Source organism: Paenibacillus solisilvae (assembly GCF_042656405.1).
GTDB classification, from domain to species: domain Bacteria; phylum Bacillota; class Bacilli; order Paenibacillales; family Paenibacillaceae; genus Paenibacillus_Z; species Paenibacillus_Z solisilvae.
Genome location: NZ_JBHSOW010000105.1, coordinates 1 through 18,876 on the forward strand (window position 1 = coordinate 1; position 18,876 = coordinate 18,876).

Genomic DNA, 18,876 nt, shown 5'->3' on the forward strand with positions numbered 1-18,876 from the left:
CTACGCGTCTCATCGCAGATGAGCGCAAGGGCTCCGGGATCTACGTGAAACCGTGACAACTCAGCTAATGGTAACCAATCGCAAAGGTTCATATCCAGTTTTCAGGGTGTAACAGCCTGAAATTTTCTTATTCCCTGATAGCTCAGTTGGTAGAGCACTCGACTGTTAATCGAGTTGTCACAGGTTCGAGTCCTGTTCGGGGAGCCATATGGAGAGGTGTCCGAGTGGTCGAAGGAGCACGATTGGAAATCGTGTAGGTGTTAACCGCGCCTCGAGGGTTCGAATCCCTCTCTCTCCGCCAGATTAAGGCCCGTTGGTCAAGTGGTTAAGACACCTCCCTTTCACGGAGGTAACAGGGGTTCGAGTCCCCTACGGGTCACCATTATTACCAAGAAATGCTATAAAAAAGGACTTGCAATAAGCACAGAATATGAGTTATAGTATTAATTGTCGCTCAATAACATGGAGGCTTAGCTCAGCTGGGAGAGCATCTGCCTTACAAGCAGAGGGTCGGCGGTTCGATCCCGTCAGCCTCCACCATCTATACAAATGAATACCTTCTTAATGACGCGGGGTGGAGCAGCCCGGTAGCTCGTCGGGCTCATAACCCGAAGGCCGCAGGTTCAAATCCTGCCCCCGCAACCAATCAACTTTCGGACTATTTCCGAATAATTACTGTGGAGCTGTGGTGTAGTGGCCCAACATGCCTGCCTGTCACGCAGGAGACCGCGGGTTCGAATCCCGTCAGCTCCGCCATTCAACTTAAAGCTCAAACGGCTCGGTAGCTCAGTCGGTAGAGCAGAGGACTGAAAATCCTCGTGTCGGCGGTTCGATTCCGTCCCGAGCCACCATTTTAGCAATAAGTGAATATGCCGGTGTAGCTCAGTTGGTAGAGCAACTGACTTGTAATCAGTAGGTCGGGGGTTCGAATCCTCTCGCCGGCACCATCATGGAGGATTAGTGAAGTGGCTAAACACGGCAGACTGTAAATCTGCTCTCTCTGAGTTCGGTGGTTCGAATCCATCATCCTCCACCAGTTTTTAGGGGCATAGTTTAAGGGTAGAACAACGGTCTCCAAAACCGTTGGTGTGGGTTCAATTCCTGCTGCCCCTGCCAAATGAATAACTTTTTGTGGCGATCGTGGCGAAGGGGTTAACGCACCGGTTTGTGGATCCGGCATTCGTGGGTTCAAGTCCCATCGGTCGCCCCATAATTACAACAATCAACTACATAATGGGGATTAGCCAAGCGGTAAGGCAACGGACTTTGACTCCGTCATCCCTAGGTTCGAATCCTAGATCCCCAGCCATTATGTGCGGAAGTGGCTCAGCGGTAGAGCATCGCCTTGCCAAGGCGAGGGTCGCGGGTTCGATTCCCGTCTTCCGCTCCATCTTTTTAAATGGCGCCATAGCCAAGTGGTAAGGCAGAGCTCTGCAAAAGCTTTACCCCCAGTTCGAATCTGGGTGGCGCCTCCACAATTTTATTTCAATGATGTTTGTGCCCTTAGCTCAGCTGGATAGAGCATTTGACTACGAATCAAAAGGTCAGGAGTTCGAATCTTTTAGGGCACGCCATTAATTATGCCGGCGTGGCGGAATGGCAGACGCGCGCGACTCAAAATCGTGAGGGAAACCGTGGAGGTTCGAGTCCTCTCGCCGGCACCATAATTTATGCTGATATGACGTTGACTGTACGCAAGTATAGTCAACGTTTTTTGATGTTTATAGGCGTATTATACTTAGGTTAGTATGACGAGACTACTGTCAATTAACGCTGTTTCCTCGCACGACTAAAATCGTGTAAAGGGGCGCTATAAATGGTACGTCGAAATAACCGGTTGAATCCCGCTCAGCTATCTCCGTAACATAAACCACCCTGCGTAGTGGATAATTTTGAATCCGCCATGCACCTATTTCTTCGCGAGTGTAAGATCCGCAATGTTAGCAAACACACTCTCACGATTTATAAAATGGAATTGAATAAATTCCTCCATCTACTTGAGTCCCAGGACGTAGCAACTGCGCCCGAAAAGTACCCGCAGATGTAATCAAAGAAAATGTTATTCTTCGAATGATGGAACTCGCCGTTAAGAAACTACGATTCCAACCCTAACACCTGCTGTACAAGAACACTGTATTAGGGAGGGTTGAATCCTGTCTATCTGGAAATTTTGCCGCGTTCGGTCTGCGGGTGGGTCGTATCCCCGACTGAGGTCTAGGATGAAAAACCGTCGCTAGTCCGTTTTGGAATCGCTAGAAAACACCTACAATAAGTACATAAGCAAGCGATGAATAACTTCAATCGCAGCAGCAACGAAATGTAACTTATAAATCGAACAAAATTCGAAAGGCGGTGACACAAATAATGAATGGGAAATCAGCAATTGGCGCTTTATTAGTTGTCGTAGGCGGTCTGATGGTTATGAAATTTCTCGGTATTCACTTGGGTTGGATTGTTGGTTTGTTAATGCCTTTTATCTTAATCGGCCTTGGTGCTATCGGGCTGAACAACAACCGAAAGGTTATCGGTGGTATCCTGGTTGTGGTTGGTGCAGTAATGCTCCTTGGCAAACTAGCTGGAATCTTCGCTCTTCTGCTGGCAATCGGAATCATCTGTTGGGGCGTATCCATGTTTAAAGGTAAAAGAAGGGTATAACACACCCATAACCGAATCAACTTCATAAAGATTCATATAAAGGAGGTTTATCGATGAGCATCATCAAGCGAGTACGCGACATAACAGTCGCTACACTAAACGAACGGCTGGAGAAAGCCGAGGATCCCGTTAAGCTGATTGATCAGTTTCTATGGTCAACTAGGGAGGAAATCATTCAGGCCGAGCGTTTATATCAGCAGTATGCAGCACATGGTAACAATCTGAAGATGCAGTGGCTGCAGGCTGAGCAGCTCAAGGATAAACGAGAGCAGCAGGCATTGACCGCATTGAAAGCCGGTGAAGAACATGTAGCACGTATGGCGCTTCACGAAAAAGCCGCAAGTGAAGAACGGGCTGTCCAATATAGAGAGCTGTATGAGCAAACGCAGCAAAATGCACAGGACCTGGAAGAGCAGCTTCGAGAGCTGCGTAGTGAATATCAAACAGTCTATGATAAACGTGAATATTACGCAGCACGGATGGAATCATTACGGCTGCAGCAGCGAATGAATGCAAGATACGCTGGAGGCGGCCTGGCTGGCGCGCCTTCGGGTCAACAGCCGGAGGGAATGTTCCGCAGGCTTGAAGATCGGATCAGTGATATGGAGCTAGAAGCACGCAGCTTACGTGATCTTCGTAAAGCCGGACAATCGTTTTTAACTAGTGCAGGGGAAGCGGTACAATCTGTTATTGAGAACGAGCTTGAGCAGTTGAAACGCAAACTACAGCAGGAAGGATGGAAATCGTCATGAAGAAACTGTATCGGTCGCGCCGCGACAAGAAGCTATTTGGCTTATGCGGCGGACTTGCCGAGATGCTGAATGTCGATGCGACGCTGCTGCGGATTCTTCTCATTGTCATCACCGTTTTTTCAAGCGGCGCATTGATCTTGGTTTATATTCTAGCAGGACTGGTTGTTCCTAAAGAAGCGAATCCTTTCGGAGGGTTTGGTCCTGGAGCTGGCGGATATAATCCAAATGGTTTCGGTTCTGGCGGATATGGCGGATGGAACGGCGGCGGACATCAACACGGCTCCCATTCGAACCCAGGCTCTGGTTATGGAGGACCCTATACGAATCCTCCGGGACAGAGCGGGGCGAATTGGCAGCAGCCCGCAGCATCTGCCTCAAATATAGATGCAATGATGGATGATTTGGAGAAAAAAGCATTGCGTAAAGAAATCGAAGAACTTCGCGCAAAATTAGCCAAGCATGAGAAGGGAGAGTTTTAACTATGAGTATTTTTAAACGGATGAAAGATATGACGAAGGCATCGGTGCATGAGCTTCTGGACAAAATGGAAGATCCGGTAGTCATGTTGAATCAATATTTGCGTGATATGGAGGCTGAGATTCATCAGGCCGAATTAACGGTAGCGAAACAAATGGCAAGCGAGCGCCGCATGAAACAGCGTCTGGATGAATCCGTACGTGGCGGTGTGGATCGTGAATCGAAGGCTGAAGCGGCGATTCGTGGAGGCCAAGAGGAAGTTGCCCGTAAGTATCTCGAAGAGAAAATCTTCTTCGATCAAAAAACAGCTGAATATACCGAACTCTACGCTGGAGCGAAGGCTCAAGCTGAAGAGCTTAAGCAGCAGCTTCACAGCATGAAGGATGAATTCTACCAGCTTCGCAATAAGCGAAATGAGCTTGCTGCACGTGCTCAAATGGCCAAAGCGAAGAAACAAATGGCTCAAGTAACGTCAGTGAATTCCATTGAAAGCGGCAATGCATCACGCGGTTTTAATCGGATGGAAGAGAAAATTATGCAGCTCGAAGCAGAAGCAGAGGTTGCACGCGTCCCTTTTTCAAGCGGCTATAATAATTCGCCAGCAGTAGGTTCTGCTGATCCTGCCAAGCAGCAGAAGGTTGAAGAGCAGCTTCAAGCCTTGAAAAGTAAATTGAATCCTCCTTCTTTAACGAAAGAGCAGGAATAGAGATTCAAGCAGTAGAAATAAATACAAACAAGAACATTGCGATGCTGCGCATGAATAAGCCAAGACGGTCGACACTTATTAGATAAGCGTCGACCGCTGGCTTGTTTTTATGGATACATAGAGAGGGGTCAACTGTAATGCTTGACAAATCGTCTCCAGCTTCGAATGAAGAGGCTGTTAATCGGTCGAATCAATCGGAGCCAGTGGAGCCGATGCCTGCTTCTGCCTATCGTATGGAGCGCGGCGGACCGCCACCAGGTGTTCCGGAGAAACGGGGTAATGCGGCTGAAACCGTATTATGGGTGCTTGTTATTCTTGGACTAATTGTCCTGGTTATGCAGGGAACCGGTTATGTGAAGCTATTTGCCTTGCAGAGTAAGTCGGCGGCAATTGCATTGTCTGTCATCGCTGTTGCCCTTGTAGCAGCCGCGGCGTACAGCTATCTGCAGGGATTGAAGCTTCGCGCTGCCATTAAGCGATTAACCGATCAGCAAAGGCGCAAGCGGCAGCGCGTAACGCTGCCCTACGAAGACGGTGAAGTGGTAGCAGCTCCGGAAAGCTTCACGGAAGAGGAGGAAGCATGGACGGAGAAGGTGCGTTTCTCTGCTGTAATCGAGGAGCGTCAACGGCTTGCAAGAGAGCTCCATGATGCGGTCAGCCAGCAGCTGTTTGCTATATCGATGACAGCGACTGCTGTAAGCCGTACATTGGAGAAGGATTGGGATCGGGCCAAGCGTCAGGTTCAGCTTATTGAAGAGATGGCGTCTGTGGCTCAATCGGAGATGCGCGCATTATTGCTTCATCTTCGTCCCGTTCATCTGGATGGGAAAAATCTAGGTCAGGCCCTGCACAGTTTAATTGAGGAATTGAAGCAGAAGGTTCCGATGAATATTATGCTGCAGGTTGATCCAACGGTTAAACTTAATCCGGTTGCAGAGGATCATTTGTTTCGTATTGCGCAAGAAGCTCTCTCTAATACTTTAAGGCATTCCAAAGCTGATCAGTTAATTATTCATTTGCAGCATGCAGATAATCATGTCCGACTAACCTTTCAAGATAACGGGGTCGGATTTAATCTCGAAGAGAAGAAACAGACGTCTTACGGATTGCTCACGATGGAGGAGCGCGTGAATGTGCTGGGCGGCTCCATGCAGCTGACCACATCATCAGGTCAAGGCGTTATAATAGATTTATGGGTACCTGCTTCATTATAAGTGGGAAGGGGAAACGTGCGTGATGGGAGCGATTGAACAAATGGAATCAAGCGAGGCGTACATTAAAGTCCTTCTCGTGGATGACCATGAGATGGTTCGTATCGGCTTGGCAGCTGTGCTGAATACGGAGGAAGGCATCGAGGTTGTCGGTGAAGCAAGCAACGGAATGGAAGGCATCCGTCTTGCACAAGCCTATCGGCCAGATGTCGTATTGATGGATTTGGTTATGGATGGGATGGACGGCATTGAAACAACCCGCAAGCTGCTTGAGCTGTATCCGGACTGCAAAGTCATCGTGCTTACAAGTTATCTGGATGACAATAAAATGTATCCCGTTATTGAAGCGGGCGCATTCAGCTATTTGTTAAAAACCTCCCGCGCTAATGAAATTGCCGATGCGATACGAGCTGCAGCCAGAGGTCAATCCGTACTGGAGTCTCAGGTGGCGGCGAAAATGATGAACCGCTTCAGACAGCCAAAAGCAGAGACAGCAAAACCTCTGCATGAGCTGCTGACAGAGCGCGAAATGGATGTTTTGAAATGTGTCGCCAAGGGGCAGTCCAATCAAGAGGTAGCGGAGGAGCTCTTTATCGGCATTAAGACGGTCAAGTTCCATGTGACGAATATATTTGCCAAGCTGGGAGTTGACGATCGGACACAAGCAGCGATTTATGCGCATAAGCATGGCTTGGCTGAGTAACGAGCCGGAGAATAGTCAGGATGAATGAAAGCCGCCATTGCTTGTACAAGGGCGGCTTTGCTGCTTATCTGAGCTAATTGTGATTCTTGTGCTTGATGAAGATAATCTAAGCTAGGAGGCTTAGCTAATAAAGGATTTAACGAAGTTGAAAATCGCGTCGAAATTACTGAGCTCAATTAGTTGAATCTGATTATTATCATTGTTCTGGATATTGGCGGACATACGCTCAGACGGAGGCAGACTTTCTATTGCCTGCGGCCATAAAATCGCTGCAATGGGGTTGCTCACCGTATGCAGCAGTTCGAAGTCCTCGGATGTACGAAGCAGAACAAGCTTAGGATAGGGCTCCTGCTTGAAGCCTTCCACTAAGACGATGGTGACCTCTTTCATTTGCTCAATCAGCGCAGAGAGAGGCTGCGGAGAGCTCCGAAGAATGGCGCTGCGGGTGGAGGAGCTGATGGCGGTTACATCTGCTCCGGCCTCTTGATGTTTCCATGTGTCGGTTCCGGGGTAATCCATTTGAAATTGATGAGCATCATGTTTCACTGTGCCAATGGTGATGTTTGCTTGCTTCAAGTGCCGGATGAGCTCGGTAATAAGCGTTGTTTTACCGCTGTTCTTGTAGCCGACAATCTGCAGGATGACTGGATTAGTTGCGGGCATTGGATTATTCAAGAAGCAGGATGCTCCTTTCTGCTAAGGTTGAATTGTATAATAGGGCTGTCGGTTTAAATGTATCATACTTCCCTGCCGAAAAAGAGCCTACATTCGCTGGAGCAGTGAAATTACTTTTGGTACAATATAGAAGATTCTAATAAATAGAAGAGAACGATGATTGGACGACTGAATCGAATAATGGCTTAAGGCAATGATTATTCCTGAATAAATGAACATGATAAATCAAGCCGTACTGTAACGTAGGAAAGTAGGAGGAGAGACGGATTGTGCAGCAGCTTCAAGGAGCTTCACGCTTTAATCGTCGCGCAATCAAGGTGGAGCAAGCGATTCAGCTCGTGGTAGAATCGGCGCTGCCGGGAGAGAAAGAGCGCGTGCCGCTGTGGCAGGCAGGCGGCCGCAGACTGGCGGAGTCGCTGAGCGCTACGACCGACTGGCCGCCTTTTGCGCGGTCCGGAATGGACGGGTATGCCGTCCGCAGCGCGGATACGGTGCTGGCGTCACCGGACAGCCCGGTGACGCTGCGCGTCCTTGAGTCGGTCGCTGCGGGAGAACTTGCCGCAGCGACCGTGGAGCCGGGCTGCGCCACCCGCATTATGACGGGTGGGGCTGTGCCCGCAGGGGCGGACGCGGTCGTCATGCTGGAGCAGACCGCGGATGCTGACTTGGACGGGCTGCCGGCGGTACGCGTCAAGGCCGCGGCAAGTCTGGGCCAGAATATCGCGAAGCCAGGCGAGGAATTTCGCCTGGGCAGCGTAATTGCGGAGCCAGGGACACGGATTCGTCCCGGCCACGCCGCTCTGCTGGGTACGTTCGGCTATGCCAACGTGCCGGTATTCAAGCGGCCCAGGGTGGCGGTTATAGCCACAGGGGACGAGCTGCTTCCGGTGACAGCTCCACTTGTACCGGGAAGCATACGCGACAGCAACAGCGCCATGGTTGCCGCCCTGATTGAGCAAAGCGGGGGTGTACCGCTTCAGATGGGATGTATGAGCGATGATCCGGGTGCAATTTTGAGCGTATTGGTTCAAGCTTATGAACAAGCCGATCTTATCGTGACTACCGGAGGTGTCTCCGTAGGAGATTTTGATGTGATGGCTGCAGTTATGCGAAGCATAAGAGAAGGCAGCGGGGGGATAACAGAGCGATTCCTGGATTATAAAACGGCAAAGCTGCTGTTCGATAAAGTGGCTATGAAGCCAGGAAGCCCCACCTCGGCCGCATTAGTGGACGGCAAACTTCTGATCGCATTGTCAGGCAACCCCGGAGCATGTTTCGTAGGGTTTGAACTGTTCGTAAAACCTGCTCTTCTTCGTCTTCAAGGTGCTTCGATAGAAGCCTCGCAGCCAAGAGCAGTAACAGCTAAGCTGGAGAGTGATTTTGACAAAGGCAGTCCTCATGTTCGTTTTGTACGTACGCGGCTGTTTACGAATGACGGATGTCTGCATGCTGATCCATTAGCTTTTAACAAATCAAGCATGCTCGCCTCTATACCCGAAGCAGACGGTTTGATCCGAATTCCTGCCGGACCGGATGGATTGGCAAAAGGATCCATCGTCGAAGTTCTTCTTCTTCTCTGACTTGGAAGCAAGCAATTACAGATATGAGTTTACGAAAATTCCGTTCATCTGCAGCTGCAAAACAGGCTGGACAAGCTTAGGAAGAGCAAAAGCCCGTTCCTCGCATAAGATGCTGTGCAAGGCACCGGGCGTCTCCTGATTAAAGCAGAAGAAACAAAAATGCGATAAGGGATAAATCGATAGCAAAGGCTTCAGCAAAAGGGTGATAGGGTCCATACCCATAGTATGGGTCATAGGGGTAAGCAGATTGCGTCTGTGCTTTCACATGCTCCTTTGCTTCGACTGGCTTATCTCCCTTTTGGCCTTTTTTCTTATATTTCCCTTTACCATTTGTGACCTTGCCCTGAGTAGCGGTTGATACGGTTGTTGGCTGCTCAGATTGGCCATCGCCATTAAGCGTGACTCTGCCGTTACGACAGCTCGTGAGAATGCCTACATGCCGGTTTCCTTCATGAGTCACGATGCATACTGGAACACCGCAAAACTGATTAATACGGTCTTCATGGAGCGGGTATATCGGTTCCATCGTTGTTGATACCTCCCAGGCTTTTCTCCTGTCAGTGTATTCACCTAGGGGCGGATGCGTATGGTTATTCACCCAGCAATTGCTGGATCTGAAGCTTCTTTATAAGGAGTGAGTCCTGACCCCATGAATCCATCTACTTCCAAAGGAATGTCAATTTCGAAGAAGAGGTCTAATTGGAATGGCATAGCTGCAGCCTGCCTCATCCTGCTTATTACTGTAGGCTGGACCTTATGGCATGTACGTACAAACAGCGTTTCGGCGAGCAGTCCCTTGCAAAAGGATTTCTCTGTTATATGGTCGTGGAGCACGCAAGTACTGGCAGGAGGCGCAATTGATGCACGCTGGTCATTTCGATGGGATGGCAGATTAAAGGGAAGCGAAGCTGCGAAATTAGCGGCGAACTGGGGCATTCTTTTAAAAAAAGCCTCAACAGGCACATTTGATGGGGAAACGAATGAAGCAGATGGATATAATAAGCTTACGGTTTGGATTCATCAGCCTTTACAAGCCGGAACACTGCCTGATGACACTTTGGGGGATGCGGACGTCGATTTGGTTATGCTTCTTGAACCGGGAGCAGGCTTACCGTTTGATTCAATTAAAGCGTCGATAGTCGAAATCGAGCAGGTAATCAAGGCTGCAGATGAAAGCATAACCGGCAGTTTTTCCGTTCGGGGTATTCCTGTTGAGGCTGACGCAGCTGAACGGATTGCACATGACGCGGCGGCTAAGCAGCAAGAAAACTACGAGGATGGGCATACAAGCAGTATAACGTATTGGAGCCCAAAGCTTACTACTGAGGTGAAAAGCGGGACAAAAAGGGTGAATCTGCAAATAGCCGAAACCGGCCCAGCACCGGGAGCAGCCGCTGAATTAATCATCGGCGTGCCATTAATTACTGGGGATTACACAGTAGAGGATTAGCAGAAATATCAGCTGTGATCAGATTATTTTATATGGGGATCAATAGCTTCTACCGTTCCAATATGTTAAACTACATAACATGAACTTTGATTATTAGCAAGCGGCATAAAAATACATAACAGAAAAAGAGGTAAATACCGACGTGAGCAAACAAGACACTATTGCCGCAGCGGGTGCGGTTTATTATTTATTCGGTGCTACCGGCGACCTGGCGCGGAGAAAGCTTTTTCCCGCGTTATTTAGTTTATATAAAGAAGGGAAACTGGCTGAAGATTTCGCCGTTGTCGGATTAGCCCGCAGACCACGGACCAACGAACAATTCCGCTCTGATCTACGTGGATCCATCGATGAGTTCTGCCGTTATAAAGTTGAAGATACTGCGAATTGGAACAAATTTGCTGAGCACTTTGTCTATATGTCGCTGGATATCAACAATGTTGATGGTTTCCGTCAATTGAACAATCTGACCGAAGAGCTTGATGCGAAGTTTGATATTCCAGGTAACCGCCTGTTTTACTTGGCGCTTGCACCTGATCTATTCGGACCTGTTTCATTTAATATGCGTGATGGCGGACTTCTGGAATCCAAAGGATGGAAGCGCCTCGTTATTGAGAAGCCTTTCGGATATGATTTGGAATCGGCACGCAAACTTAATGGTCAGCTTAGCCAAGTATTCAAAGAAGAGGAGATCTACCGGATCGATCATTACTTGGGTAAAGAAATGGTTCAAAATATCGAAGTCATCCGGTTTGCGAATGCTTTCTTCGAACCGCTCTGGAATAACAAACATATTGCGAACGTGCAAATTACACTTTCGGAAACCGTTGGTGTCGAAGAACGCGGCGGGTATTATGATAAGTCCGGAGCCCTTCGCGACATGGTTCAAAACCATATGATGCAAATGCTCACAATGATCGCCATGGAGCCGCCAAGCCGCCTTCATCCGGAAGATATTCGCGATGAGAAGGTAAAGGTGCTTCGCTCTCTGCGTCCTTATGAGAATCATGATGAAGTTAACAAGCATGTCGTGCGCGGCCAATACTCAGAGGGATCGTCCAAAAACAAATCGCTAAACGGCTATCGTGAAGAGGATTCGGTTAATTCGGAATCTCTGACCGAGACGTATGTCGCTGCCCGAGTTTTCCTGGACAACTTCCGCTGGGCCGGCGTACCGTTCTATATCCGTACCGGCAAACGCCTTCCGGTTAAAACGACGGAGATCGTCATCGAGTTCAAAAATGTGCCGGATAATGTCCTCTTCGCACGCCGGCATGATCTTGCGCCGAATTTGCTCGTTATCCGCGTTAACCCGATGGAAGGCATTTATTTCAAAATCAATGCAAAAAAACCTGGTGTAGATAATGTTGTGCAGCCGGTCTCTATGGAATTCTGCCAAAGCTGTCTCATCGGAATTAATACTCCGGAAGCTTATGAGCGCCTGATTTATGACGCGGTACGCGGAGAGTCGACCTATTTCACCCGTTGGGATGAAGTGGCAGAAGCGTGGTCGTATGTGGATCGGTTTGCAGAAGCATGGCGCGAGGACAGCACCAGCCTGCAGTTCTATCCGGCTGGATCATGGGGGCCAGAACGCACAGACGAGCTTCTTGCCCAAGATGGTTTCCACTGGTGGACGGTAAACGGCCAGGAAGAAGATAATGTGATCTGGCTTTCAGGAGGCGGGAAATAACGAGGCTATTGTATTGGCCCGTAATCCTGCGTTTAATATGATTTGCCATCAATTGGTTGGGATGCGTTACCCTTGCTGCACTTGAATGCTCCGCTGCATATGCTAAGATGATGTTCTAAGAAGATCATCATCAGCTTTGGCAGCGTGTACCAGGAAGGGGAGCGGGTCTACGCATCCTGAACCGCTGCATGTGAAAATGAAGGGAAAACAAGATGAGTAAAACAATATCGGATGAATTAAAACGAGAAGTAGAGAAGCGGCGCACGTTCGCCATTATTTCTCACCCGGATGCGGGAAAAACAACCTTGACGGAGAAGCTGCTGCTGTTCGGCGGTGCCATTCGCGAAGCAGGGTCGGTTAAAGCGCGTAAAGCAAGCCGCCATGCAACAAGTGACTGGATGGAAATCGAGAAGCAGCGTGGAATCTCGGTTACGTCATCAGTTATGCAGTTTGATTATCAGGGGCATCGCATCAATATTCTTGACACTCCTGGTCACCAAGATTTCAGTGAAGATACGTATCGGACGCTGACGGCAGCGGACAGTGCTGTTATGCTTATCGACGTTGCTAAGGGCGTCGAGGCACAAACGATAAAGCTGTTCCAAGTCTGCCGTAAACGCGGGATTCCGATTTTCACGTTTATTAATAAGCTCGATCGTGAAGGACAAAGTCCGTTTGAGCTGATGGAAGAGCTGGAGCGGGTGCTTGGTATCCGTGCTGTGCCGATGAACTGGCCGATTGGTATGGGACGCGAGCTATGCGGCGTCTACGATCGTATGAAAAACCAAGTCGAGCTGTTCAAAGGTAACGATCATTCGACGATCTCAGTCCAGAAGGTTACGGACTACAAGGATACGGTTATTCGCGATATGGCGGGAGACTATCTGCATGATCAGCTCGTTCAAGACCTAGAGCTGCTCGATGTAGCAGGGGACCCATTTGATTATGAAAAGGTTCAAGCAGGGGAATTGACGCCGCTCTTCTTCGGAAGTGCCGTGAACAACTTCGGGGTACAAACATTCCTGGAGAACTTCCTTCAGCTTGCGCCGTCACCGACTCCGCGAAACACCACCGAAGGTTTGGTCGAACCAACCAACGAGAAGTTCTCGGGTTATGTATTCAAAATCCAAGCGAATATGAACCCGGCACACCGGGACCGTATTGCTTTCCTTCGGATTTGCTCTGGAAGGTTCGAACGAGGCATGAGTGTACGCCATGTCAGGGCGGGTAAGGATATTAAGCTGTCTCAGCCGCAGCAGTTCCTTGCACAGGACAGGGATATCGTAGAGTCGGCATACCCTGGTGACATTATTGGTTTGTTTGATCCGGGGATTTTCCGAATTGGCGATTCGTTATCACAAGGCACTGAGGTTGTGTTCGATGAGCTTCCTACCTTCTCCCCCGAGATCTTCGCCAAAGTTACGGTTAAGAATGCCCTGAAATACAAGCAGTATCAGAAGGGCATTAACCAGCTGACAGAGGAAGGCACCATCCAGGTGTTTCAATCTACCGGCGGTTTCGAGGAAACGATTCTTGGCGTAGTCGGACATCTTCAATTTGAGGTGTTTGAGTATCGGATGCGAGCGGAGTACGGGGTGGAAATTCAGCTTCACCGGATGACCTTCCAGTTTGCCCGCTGGATCGTCGACGATAAGATCGATCCTTCCAAATACCGGATTAACTCCACTCTCGTCAAAGACAAAAAAGATAACTATGTTGCTCTTTTTGAGAATGAGTACGCGATGCGTACGGCGATGGAGAAGAATCCGACGTCCAAGTTTCTGGAGACTGCACCATAACAATAAAGGACCTCACAATGCCAAATTGGCGACGGTGAGGTCCTTTATTTGTGATGATCCATTAGATAACGTATTATTCCTTGATTAGACTTGGTACGCTTCTTCCAGAAAGCTGCTCCATTGTTCGATAATGCTCCATTTGACTGAGTATATCTCTTTCAATCGCCCCGTTAAATTCCTTGATCATGCGAGGTAGCAGAAACAAATCGACAACAATCCAAATGAAAAGGGCAATCGCAGATAATGCGAAAAGAATAATAGAAGCAATAATGAGGCCGTCTGAGCCGATTGCGGAGGAAAGATACATCATCAGATAAAAGATTGAAGCCATGATAAAAAGCAGCAGCTGAATGACGGCAGTCCATTTTCTCTTTAAGTAAAACCGGTGCAGCCCCAGATGTCCGCCCAGCAGCATCAAGTAAGCGATGGCCGCCGATTTCTCATTTCGCTTAAGCTCGGATGAGAAAACCATCAGCTCATTTAACGATAAATCCTGTTTATTGAGCATGCCTGCGCTCCTAGCGATTCATTGCATTATGGAAATGCTTTTGTGAAATCAGATCGTTGATGATTTGATCTTCGATTCTCTGATTTTCTTCTTTCACCCAGGTATGAAGCAGGAAGGCATCAATGAGTACCCAAATACCGGATACAATATATCCAATAACAGTAATCGTAAGAATAAGCTGTGCTACTGCGGATCCGGTTTTCTTCATGTAAAAACGGTGTGCGCCGAAAGAGCCGATAAAAAACCAAAGCAGGTAGGCGACGACCATGTTCTTTCCGTGATTTTTTACTTCCTGATCCAGAAGTAATAGCTCGCGAGCATCAAGCTGGCTTTTTTGAGCAATGTTGTAAATCATCGTAAACGTCCCCTTTTGTAGTAAAATGTTCGAAATTAGCCTTATATAGTATATGCGAATGAATCTGTTGTTTCAACAAGGAATATATAAATTAAAAGCATTATGCCGCAGTAATTTGAAGCGCTTGAAAATGTTAAAAACATAGCGGTTTTTAGGTTGACACTGGCACAGCTTCATGAGAAAATGTACGCGTGTACATTGTATATTTATTATCAATTGAACGGAGGAAGGACCTATCCACAGAAAAGAGGTCGCCAAGCTTGCGGGTGTGTCGGAAGCGACGGTTTCGCGAGTATTGAACGGCGTCGGACCGGTGAAGGAGGAAACCCGCAAGCGAGTCATGGAAGCCGCGCAGCAGCTGAATTATGTGCCCAGCGCGCTGGCTCAGCGCTTTGCCTTGCGAAGAAGCGGTAATTTAGGAGTTATCCTCCCTATGCTGCCCAAAGTAAATCTATTCTCCACTTTTTACTTCTCGGAAGTATTAAGCGGCATTGGCATTACAGCCAAGCAGCGCGGTTATGACCTGCTAATGCTGTTTCGGGAGCCGGATGAACCGAGGGACTATGTGAATTTGTTCCGTACTCAAAAAGTGGATGCCTGTATCGTGCTTGGCGCGCAGGATGTGCCCAATGAACGAGCGGCGCTCGCTGAGCTTCAAGATGGCCGTCATCCTTTTTGCCTTGTGAATCAGCGGTTTGATGGCGAATCCTTCAACACGGTGGATGCCGATCATCAGATGGGCAGCTGCCAAGCAGTAAAGCATCTTGCTGAGAGAGGCTTCAAACGGATTTTGTTCTTGAATGGGCCTGCTGTGTATTCGAATAGTTTGGACCGTCTTGATGGTTACCGGCAGGGTATTGAGGAAGCAGGTCTTACTTATGATCGTTCCATGGTACTAGTCGGCAATTACAGCCGCAAGAGCGGTTATAAACAAGCGGAAGCGGTTGCTTGGCTCATAAGAGAAGGTCGAACGGATGCTGTAATAGCGGCGAACGATCGGATGGCTATTGGACTTTTGCAGGGTTTGAAGGAGCTTGGTATTCAGGTTGGGAAAGATGTCGCTTTAATCGGATGTGATGATTCAGACGGGGCGAGATTGACCGATCCGCCATTATCATCCATTCAAGTGCCGTTCTACGAGGTTGGGTGCGCCGCAGCCTCAAGATTGCTCGATACGATATCGGATCCGCGCAACTCTTTTGCAGTGAAATTGCCTGTTAAGCTGATTGAACGCGCTTCATCTGCAGCCGTGGCTTTTACAGAATCATAAATCAATCTATTCATTCTATTTATAATAAACTAAATTTTATGAGAGGCGGAAATAATCAATGAGTAACATTCGCATTGGGATGATTGGCTACAAATTTATGGGTAAAGCACACAGCAACGCATATCGTGCGCTGCCAATGTTCTTTCCTAAAGTATCAAAGCCGGAAATGAAAGCCATCTGCGGCCGTGATGCAGAGGGTTTAGAGAAAGCGCGTGAGCAGTTCGGATGGGAGAGCGCAGTAACCGATTGGCGGGAGCTTGTCAAACGCGATGACATTGATGTTGTTGACATCAATGCGCCGAGTGATGCCCATAAAGAAATAGCGCTTGCAGCCGCAGCGGCCGGAAAGCATATCTTCTGTGAGAAGCCGCTTGCCCTGAACTTAGCGGATTCTGTTGAAATGCTCAAAGCAGCAGAGCAAGCAGGGATCAAACATATGGTTGGCTTCAACTATCGCTTTGTACCGGCGGTTCAATTAGCGAAAAAGCTCATTTCCGAAGGGCGTATCGGTAAAATTAATCACTTCAGAGGTCTCTTTCTGCAGGATTGGATCGTTGATCCAAGCTTCCCGCTTGTATGGCGTCTCCAGAAGGAGATTGCCGGTTCCGGTTCACATGGCGATCTTGGCGCGCATGTCATTGATATGGCACGGTTCCTGGTTGGTGAATTCCAAGAAGTTATCGGCATGAGCGAGACCTTCGTGAAGGAGCGTCCAATTGCAACTGCGATGACAGGCCTTAGTGCTACAGGCCTAAGCGCTAAAGGTGACAAGTCTGCTCAGCTTGGAGAAGTTACAGTAGATGATGCAACCGTATTCTTGGCCCGTTTTGCCGACGGCGCACTTGGAAGTATTGAAGCCACGCGTTTCGCACCAGGGCATCGCTGTACGAATACTTTTGAAATAAACGGCAGTAAAGGCAGTATCAAATTCGATTTTGAACGTATGAACGAGCTTCAGGTTTTTTTCACAGATGATGCTGAGGATGTTCAAGGCTTCCGCCGCGTACTTGCAACTGATCCGTCTCATGCGTACATGGATGCATGGTGGCCTGCTGGTCATACGATTGGCTACGAGCATACATTCACGCATGAAATGCTTGAATTCATGAATGCAATTGCAGAAGACCGTCAGCCGGTTCCAAACTTCGTGGATGGAGTCGAATGCCAAGCGGTGCTTGAAGCTGTCGATAAATCCATTGAAGAACGCCGCTGGGTTGCGATTTCTGAGCTTCGATAAGTTTAAATATAACGCAGATAAGGATGGGAACAATGAGAAAAGCACTGATCGTATGGGGTGGATGGGATGGCCATCAACCGAAGGAAGTTGGAGAAATCTTTGCTGCTGTTTTGCGCGAAGAGAACTTTGAAGTAACGGTGTCTGATACGCTGGACGCTTTTAAGGATGCCGAACTTATGGCTCAGCTTGATCTGATCGTACCCGTATGGACGATGGGAGAGATCTCGCAAGAGCAGCTGCGTCCGCTGCTTAATACCGTTCAAGCAGGCTGCGGCATTGCCGGCTGTCACGGAGGAATGGGAGATTCCTTCCGCAATGAAGTAGATTATCAATACATGGTAGGCGGCCAATGGGTCGCTCATCCGGGCAATGACGGCGTTCGTTACGATGTAAACATGGTCGATGCAGCAGATCCGCTTACACAAGGAATCGGCGATTTCGAGGTGTCCTCGGAGCAGTACTATATGCATGTTGATCCAGCGATCAAAGTGCATGCAACAACATCTTTCGGCGATGTGAAAATGCCTGTCGTATGGACGAAAACATGGGGCCAGGGCCGCGTGTACTACAACACGCTTGGACATCAAGCTAATATCGTTGAAATGCCGCAAACAAAAGAATTGATGCGCAGAGGATTTCTGTGGGCAGCACGTTCATAGTCACGATCATCTAACTAATCCATTAATCATCGTACTGGGGGATTATTCGAATGAGTAAAGTTAAAGTCGGTATCGTTGGCTGCGGGAATATTAGCCATGTGTATTTTACAAATCTTAAAAAATATCCGGAAGTTGATTTAGTAGCGGCAGCAGACATTGATCTTGCCCGTGCGCAGCAGCGTGCGGAAGAGTTTGGTCTGGAGAAAGCCTACACGGTCGATCAACTTATGGCGGATCCGGAAATCGAAATCGTCGTTAACCTGACTATTCCTAAAGCACATGCGTCCGTATGTCTGCAAGCTCTTGAAGCGGGCAAGCATGTATACGTGGAGAAACCAATTGTTGTTACTCGTGAAGAAGGCAAACAAGTGCTTGCTCTTGCAGCGGAGAAAGGTCTCCGCGTAGCAAGCGCCCCGGAAACTTTCCTTGGCGGTGGTATTCAAACTTGCCGGAAGCTTATCGATGAGGGCGCAATCGGAACGCCGATATCGGCATCAGGCTTCATGCTCTGCGGCGGTCATGAGAGCTGGCACCCGGATCCGGAGTTCTACTACCAAATCGGCGGCGGACCTATGTTTGATATGGGTCCTTACTACTTAACAGCTTTCGTTACTCTGCTCGGACCTATTCGCCGTGTTACCGGCTCTGCGGTTATTTCTTATCCAGAGCGCACAATTACCAGCGAGAAGAAACGCGGCAACAAAATTACAGTTGAGACCCCAACGCATCTTGCGAGTGTGCTTGATTTTGAAGGCGGTGCTGTGGGCACGCTTATCACAAGCTTCGATACGAAGGCAGGAACTTCGCTTCCCAATATTGAGATTCATGGCAGTGCAGGAACCTTGCTCGTGCCGGATCCGAATGGCTTTGGCGGAAGTGTGAAGCTGCGCCGCGCCGGCGGAGACTGGGAAGAGATCGAATTGACACATGGCTACACGGACAATAACCGCGGAATTGGTGTTGCCGATATGGCCCGTGCCATTAGAGAAGGCGGCCAGCACCGTGCGAACGGAGCGATGGCTTATCACGTTCTGGAAGCTATGCATGGTATTCACGATGCTTCCCGTGATGGCAAGCATTATATGATGGAAAGCACATGCGAGCGTCCTGAGCCGATGCCGGCGCTTGAGAAACAATCGAACTAATTAG

The 18,876-nt window shown here is 48.7% G+C and carries 18 protein-coding genes and 16 tRNA genes; 30 read left to right on the forward strand and 4 right to left on the reverse strand.

Annotation, left to right across the window (positions count from 1 at the left end):
• Nucleotides 1–131: 131 nt before the first annotated feature.
• From ACFPYJ_RS27185 to ACFPYJ_RS27290, 22 genes are all read left to right on the forward strand, one after another.
• A tRNA-Asn gene (locus ACFPYJ_RS27185) sits at nucleotides 132–207 on the forward strand.
• A 3-nt stretch (nucleotides 208–210) separates the two neighbouring features.
• A tRNA-Ser gene (locus tag ACFPYJ_RS27190) sits at nucleotides 211–301 on the forward strand.
• A 6-nt stretch (nucleotides 302–307) separates the two neighbouring features.
• Nucleotides 308–382, forward strand: a tRNA-Glu gene (locus tag ACFPYJ_RS27195).
• 82 nt (nucleotides 383–464) lie between these two features.
• Nucleotides 465–540: transfer RNA gene (locus tag ACFPYJ_RS27200), tRNA-Val, on the forward strand.
• A 28-nt stretch (nucleotides 541–568) separates the two neighbouring features.
• Nucleotides 569–645 (forward strand) — tRNA-Met (locus ACFPYJ_RS27205).
• Nucleotides 646–679: 34 nt separating this feature from the next.
• Nucleotides 680–756 (forward strand) — tRNA-Asp (locus tag ACFPYJ_RS27210).
• Nucleotides 757–775: 19 nt separating this feature from the next.
• Nucleotides 776–851: transfer RNA gene (locus ACFPYJ_RS27215), tRNA-Phe, on the forward strand.
• A gap of 20 nt (nucleotides 852–871) precedes the next feature.
• Nucleotides 872–947: transfer RNA gene (locus ACFPYJ_RS27220), tRNA-Thr, on the forward strand.
• 4 nt (nucleotides 948–951) lie between these two features.
• A tRNA-Tyr gene (locus ACFPYJ_RS27225) sits at nucleotides 952–1,036 on the forward strand.
• A gap of 6 nt (nucleotides 1,037–1,042) precedes the next feature.
• Nucleotides 1,043–1,116: transfer RNA gene (locus tag ACFPYJ_RS27230), tRNA-Trp, on the forward strand.
• An 18-nt stretch (nucleotides 1,117–1,134) separates the two neighbouring features.
• Nucleotides 1,135–1,210 (forward strand) — tRNA-His (locus ACFPYJ_RS27235).
• Between the two features lie 24 nt (nucleotides 1,211–1,234).
• A tRNA-Gln gene (locus ACFPYJ_RS27240) sits at nucleotides 1,235–1,309 on the forward strand.
• A 6-nt stretch (nucleotides 1,310–1,315) separates the two neighbouring features.
• Nucleotides 1,316–1,390: transfer RNA gene (locus ACFPYJ_RS27245), tRNA-Gly, on the forward strand.
• Nucleotides 1,391–1,401: 11 nt separating this feature from the next.
• A tRNA-Cys gene (locus ACFPYJ_RS27250) sits at nucleotides 1,402–1,475 on the forward strand.
• A 22-nt stretch (nucleotides 1,476–1,497) separates the two neighbouring features.
• Nucleotides 1,498–1,574 (forward strand) — tRNA-Arg (locus ACFPYJ_RS27255).
• A gap of 8 nt (nucleotides 1,575–1,582) precedes the next feature.
• Nucleotides 1,583–1,664, forward strand: a tRNA-Leu gene (locus ACFPYJ_RS27260).
• A gap of 700 nt (nucleotides 1,665–2,364) precedes the next feature.
• Nucleotides 2,365–2,655, forward strand: coding sequence for a LiaF transmembrane domain-containing protein (locus ACFPYJ_RS27265; RefSeq protein WP_379191388.1), 291 nt, complete (start codon nucleotides 2,365–2,367; stop codon nucleotides 2,653–2,655).
• A 53-nt stretch (nucleotides 2,656–2,708) separates the two neighbouring features.
• A complete protein-coding gene (locus ACFPYJ_RS27270; RefSeq protein WP_379191390.1) occupies nucleotides 2,709–3,407 on the forward strand; it encodes a PspA/IM30 family protein in 699 nt (232 codons plus the stop codon).
• On the forward strand, nucleotides 3,404–3,886 hold the full coding sequence (locus tag ACFPYJ_RS27275) for a PspC domain-containing protein (RefSeq protein ID WP_379191392.1): 483 nt from the start codon (nucleotides 3,404–3,406) through the stop codon (nucleotides 3,884–3,886). The genes ACFPYJ_RS27270 and ACFPYJ_RS27275 overlap by 4 nt, the downstream gene beginning before the upstream one ends.
• A gap of 2 nt (nucleotides 3,887–3,888) precedes the next feature.
• A complete protein-coding gene (locus ACFPYJ_RS27280; RefSeq protein WP_379191393.1) occupies nucleotides 3,889–4,590 on the forward strand; it encodes a PspA/IM30 family protein in 702 nt (233 codons plus the stop codon).
• Nucleotides 4,591–4,727: 137 nt separating this feature from the next.
• Nucleotides 4,728–5,804, forward strand: a complete 1,077-nt coding sequence (locus tag ACFPYJ_RS27285) for a sensor histidine kinase (RefSeq protein WP_379191394.1) — start codon at nucleotides 4,728–4,730, stop codon at nucleotides 5,802–5,804.
• 40 nt (nucleotides 5,805–5,844) lie between these two features.
• Nucleotides 5,845–6,504 (forward strand): response regulator transcription factor, encoded by a 660-nt coding sequence (locus ACFPYJ_RS27290; protein ID WP_465263371.1) that lies wholly within the window; start codon nucleotides 5,845–5,847, stop codon nucleotides 6,502–6,504.
• Nucleotides 6,505–6,624: 120 nt separating this feature from the next.
• Here the strand turns inward: ACFPYJ_RS27290 and mobB are convergent, their stop codons facing one another.
• A complete protein-coding gene (gene mobB, locus ACFPYJ_RS27295; RefSeq protein WP_379191396.1) occupies nucleotides 6,625–7,179 on the reverse strand; it encodes a molybdopterin-guanine dinucleotide biosynthesis protein B in 555 nt (184 codons plus the stop codon).
• 269 nt (nucleotides 7,180–7,448) lie between these two features.
• On the opposite strand from mobB, the gene ACFPYJ_RS27300 reads away from it, so the two are divergent.
• On the forward strand, nucleotides 7,449–8,759 hold the full coding sequence (locus tag ACFPYJ_RS27300; RefSeq protein ID WP_379191397.1) for a molybdopterin molybdotransferase MoeA: 1,311 nt from the start codon (nucleotides 7,449–7,451) through the stop codon (nucleotides 8,757–8,759).
• A 139-nt stretch (nucleotides 8,760–8,898) separates the two neighbouring features.
• On the opposite strand, the gene ACFPYJ_RS27305 is transcribed toward ACFPYJ_RS27300, so the two are convergent.
• Nucleotides 8,899–9,285, reverse strand: coding sequence for a hypothetical protein (locus tag ACFPYJ_RS27305; RefSeq protein ID WP_379191398.1), 387 nt, complete (start codon nucleotides 9,283–9,285; stop codon nucleotides 8,899–8,901).
• Nucleotides 9,286–9,408: 123 nt separating this feature from the next.
• On the opposite strand from ACFPYJ_RS27305, the gene ACFPYJ_RS27310 reads away from it, so the two are divergent.
• The 3 genes from ACFPYJ_RS27310 to ACFPYJ_RS27320 all read left to right on the forward strand — a co-directional run bounded on the left by ACFPYJ_RS27310 (nucleotide 9,409) and on the right by ACFPYJ_RS27320 (nucleotide 13,698).
• Nucleotides 9,409–10,209, forward strand: a complete 801-nt coding sequence (locus ACFPYJ_RS27310) for a YwmB family TATA-box binding protein (protein ID WP_379191399.1) — start codon at nucleotides 9,409–9,411, stop codon at nucleotides 10,207–10,209.
• 142 nt (nucleotides 10,210–10,351) lie between these two features.
• On the forward strand, nucleotides 10,352–11,899 hold the full coding sequence (gene zwf, locus ACFPYJ_RS27315) for a glucose-6-phosphate dehydrogenase (protein ID WP_379191400.1): 1,548 nt from the start codon (nucleotides 10,352–10,354) through the stop codon (nucleotides 11,897–11,899).
• Between the two features lie 212 nt (nucleotides 11,900–12,111).
• Nucleotides 12,112–13,698 carry a peptide chain release factor 3 gene (locus tag ACFPYJ_RS27320; RefSeq protein WP_379191401.1) on the forward strand — a complete coding sequence of 529 codons (1,587 nt, stop codon included), beginning with the start codon at nucleotides 12,112–12,114 and terminating at the stop codon, nucleotides 13,696–13,698.
• Nucleotides 13,699–13,771: 73 nt separating this feature from the next.
• Here the strand turns inward: ACFPYJ_RS27320 and ACFPYJ_RS27325 are convergent, their stop codons facing one another.
• On the reverse strand, nucleotides 13,772–14,206 hold the full coding sequence (locus ACFPYJ_RS27325) for an NINE protein (protein WP_379191402.1): 435 nt from the start codon (nucleotides 14,204–14,206) through the stop codon (nucleotides 13,772–13,774).
• Nucleotides 14,207–14,216: 10 nt separating this feature from the next.
• Nucleotides 14,217–14,561, reverse strand: coding sequence for a TM2 domain-containing protein (locus ACFPYJ_RS27330; RefSeq protein WP_379191403.1), 345 nt, complete (start codon nucleotides 14,559–14,561; stop codon nucleotides 14,217–14,219).
• Nucleotides 14,562–14,796: 235 nt separating this feature from the next.
• On the opposite strand from ACFPYJ_RS27330, the gene ACFPYJ_RS27335 reads away from it, so the two are divergent.
• Genes ACFPYJ_RS27335 through ACFPYJ_RS27350 form a run of 4 tightly spaced genes read left to right on the forward strand, consistent with a single transcriptional unit; the run spans nucleotide 14,797 to nucleotide 18,872 of the window.
• A complete protein-coding gene (locus tag ACFPYJ_RS27335; protein WP_379191427.1) occupies nucleotides 14,797–15,831 on the forward strand; it encodes a LacI family DNA-binding transcriptional regulator in 1,035 nt (344 codons plus the stop codon).
• Nucleotides 15,832–15,889: 58 nt separating this feature from the next.
• Nucleotides 15,890–17,068, forward strand: a complete 1,179-nt coding sequence (locus ACFPYJ_RS27340; protein WP_379191404.1) for a Gfo/Idh/MocA family protein — start codon at nucleotides 15,890–15,892, stop codon at nucleotides 17,066–17,068.
• A 32-nt stretch (nucleotides 17,069–17,100) separates the two neighbouring features.
• Nucleotides 17,101–17,727: a ThuA domain-containing protein gene (locus ACFPYJ_RS27345; protein WP_379191405.1), complete on the forward strand. Its 627-nt coding sequence runs from the start codon at nucleotides 17,101–17,103 to the stop codon at nucleotides 17,725–17,727.
• Nucleotides 17,728–17,777: 50 nt separating this feature from the next.
• On the forward strand, nucleotides 17,778–18,872 hold the full coding sequence (locus ACFPYJ_RS27350) for a Gfo/Idh/MocA family protein (protein ID WP_379191406.1): 1,095 nt from the start codon (nucleotides 17,778–17,780) through the stop codon (nucleotides 18,870–18,872).
• The last annotated feature ends 4 nt before the right edge of the window (nucleotides 18,873–18,876 follow it).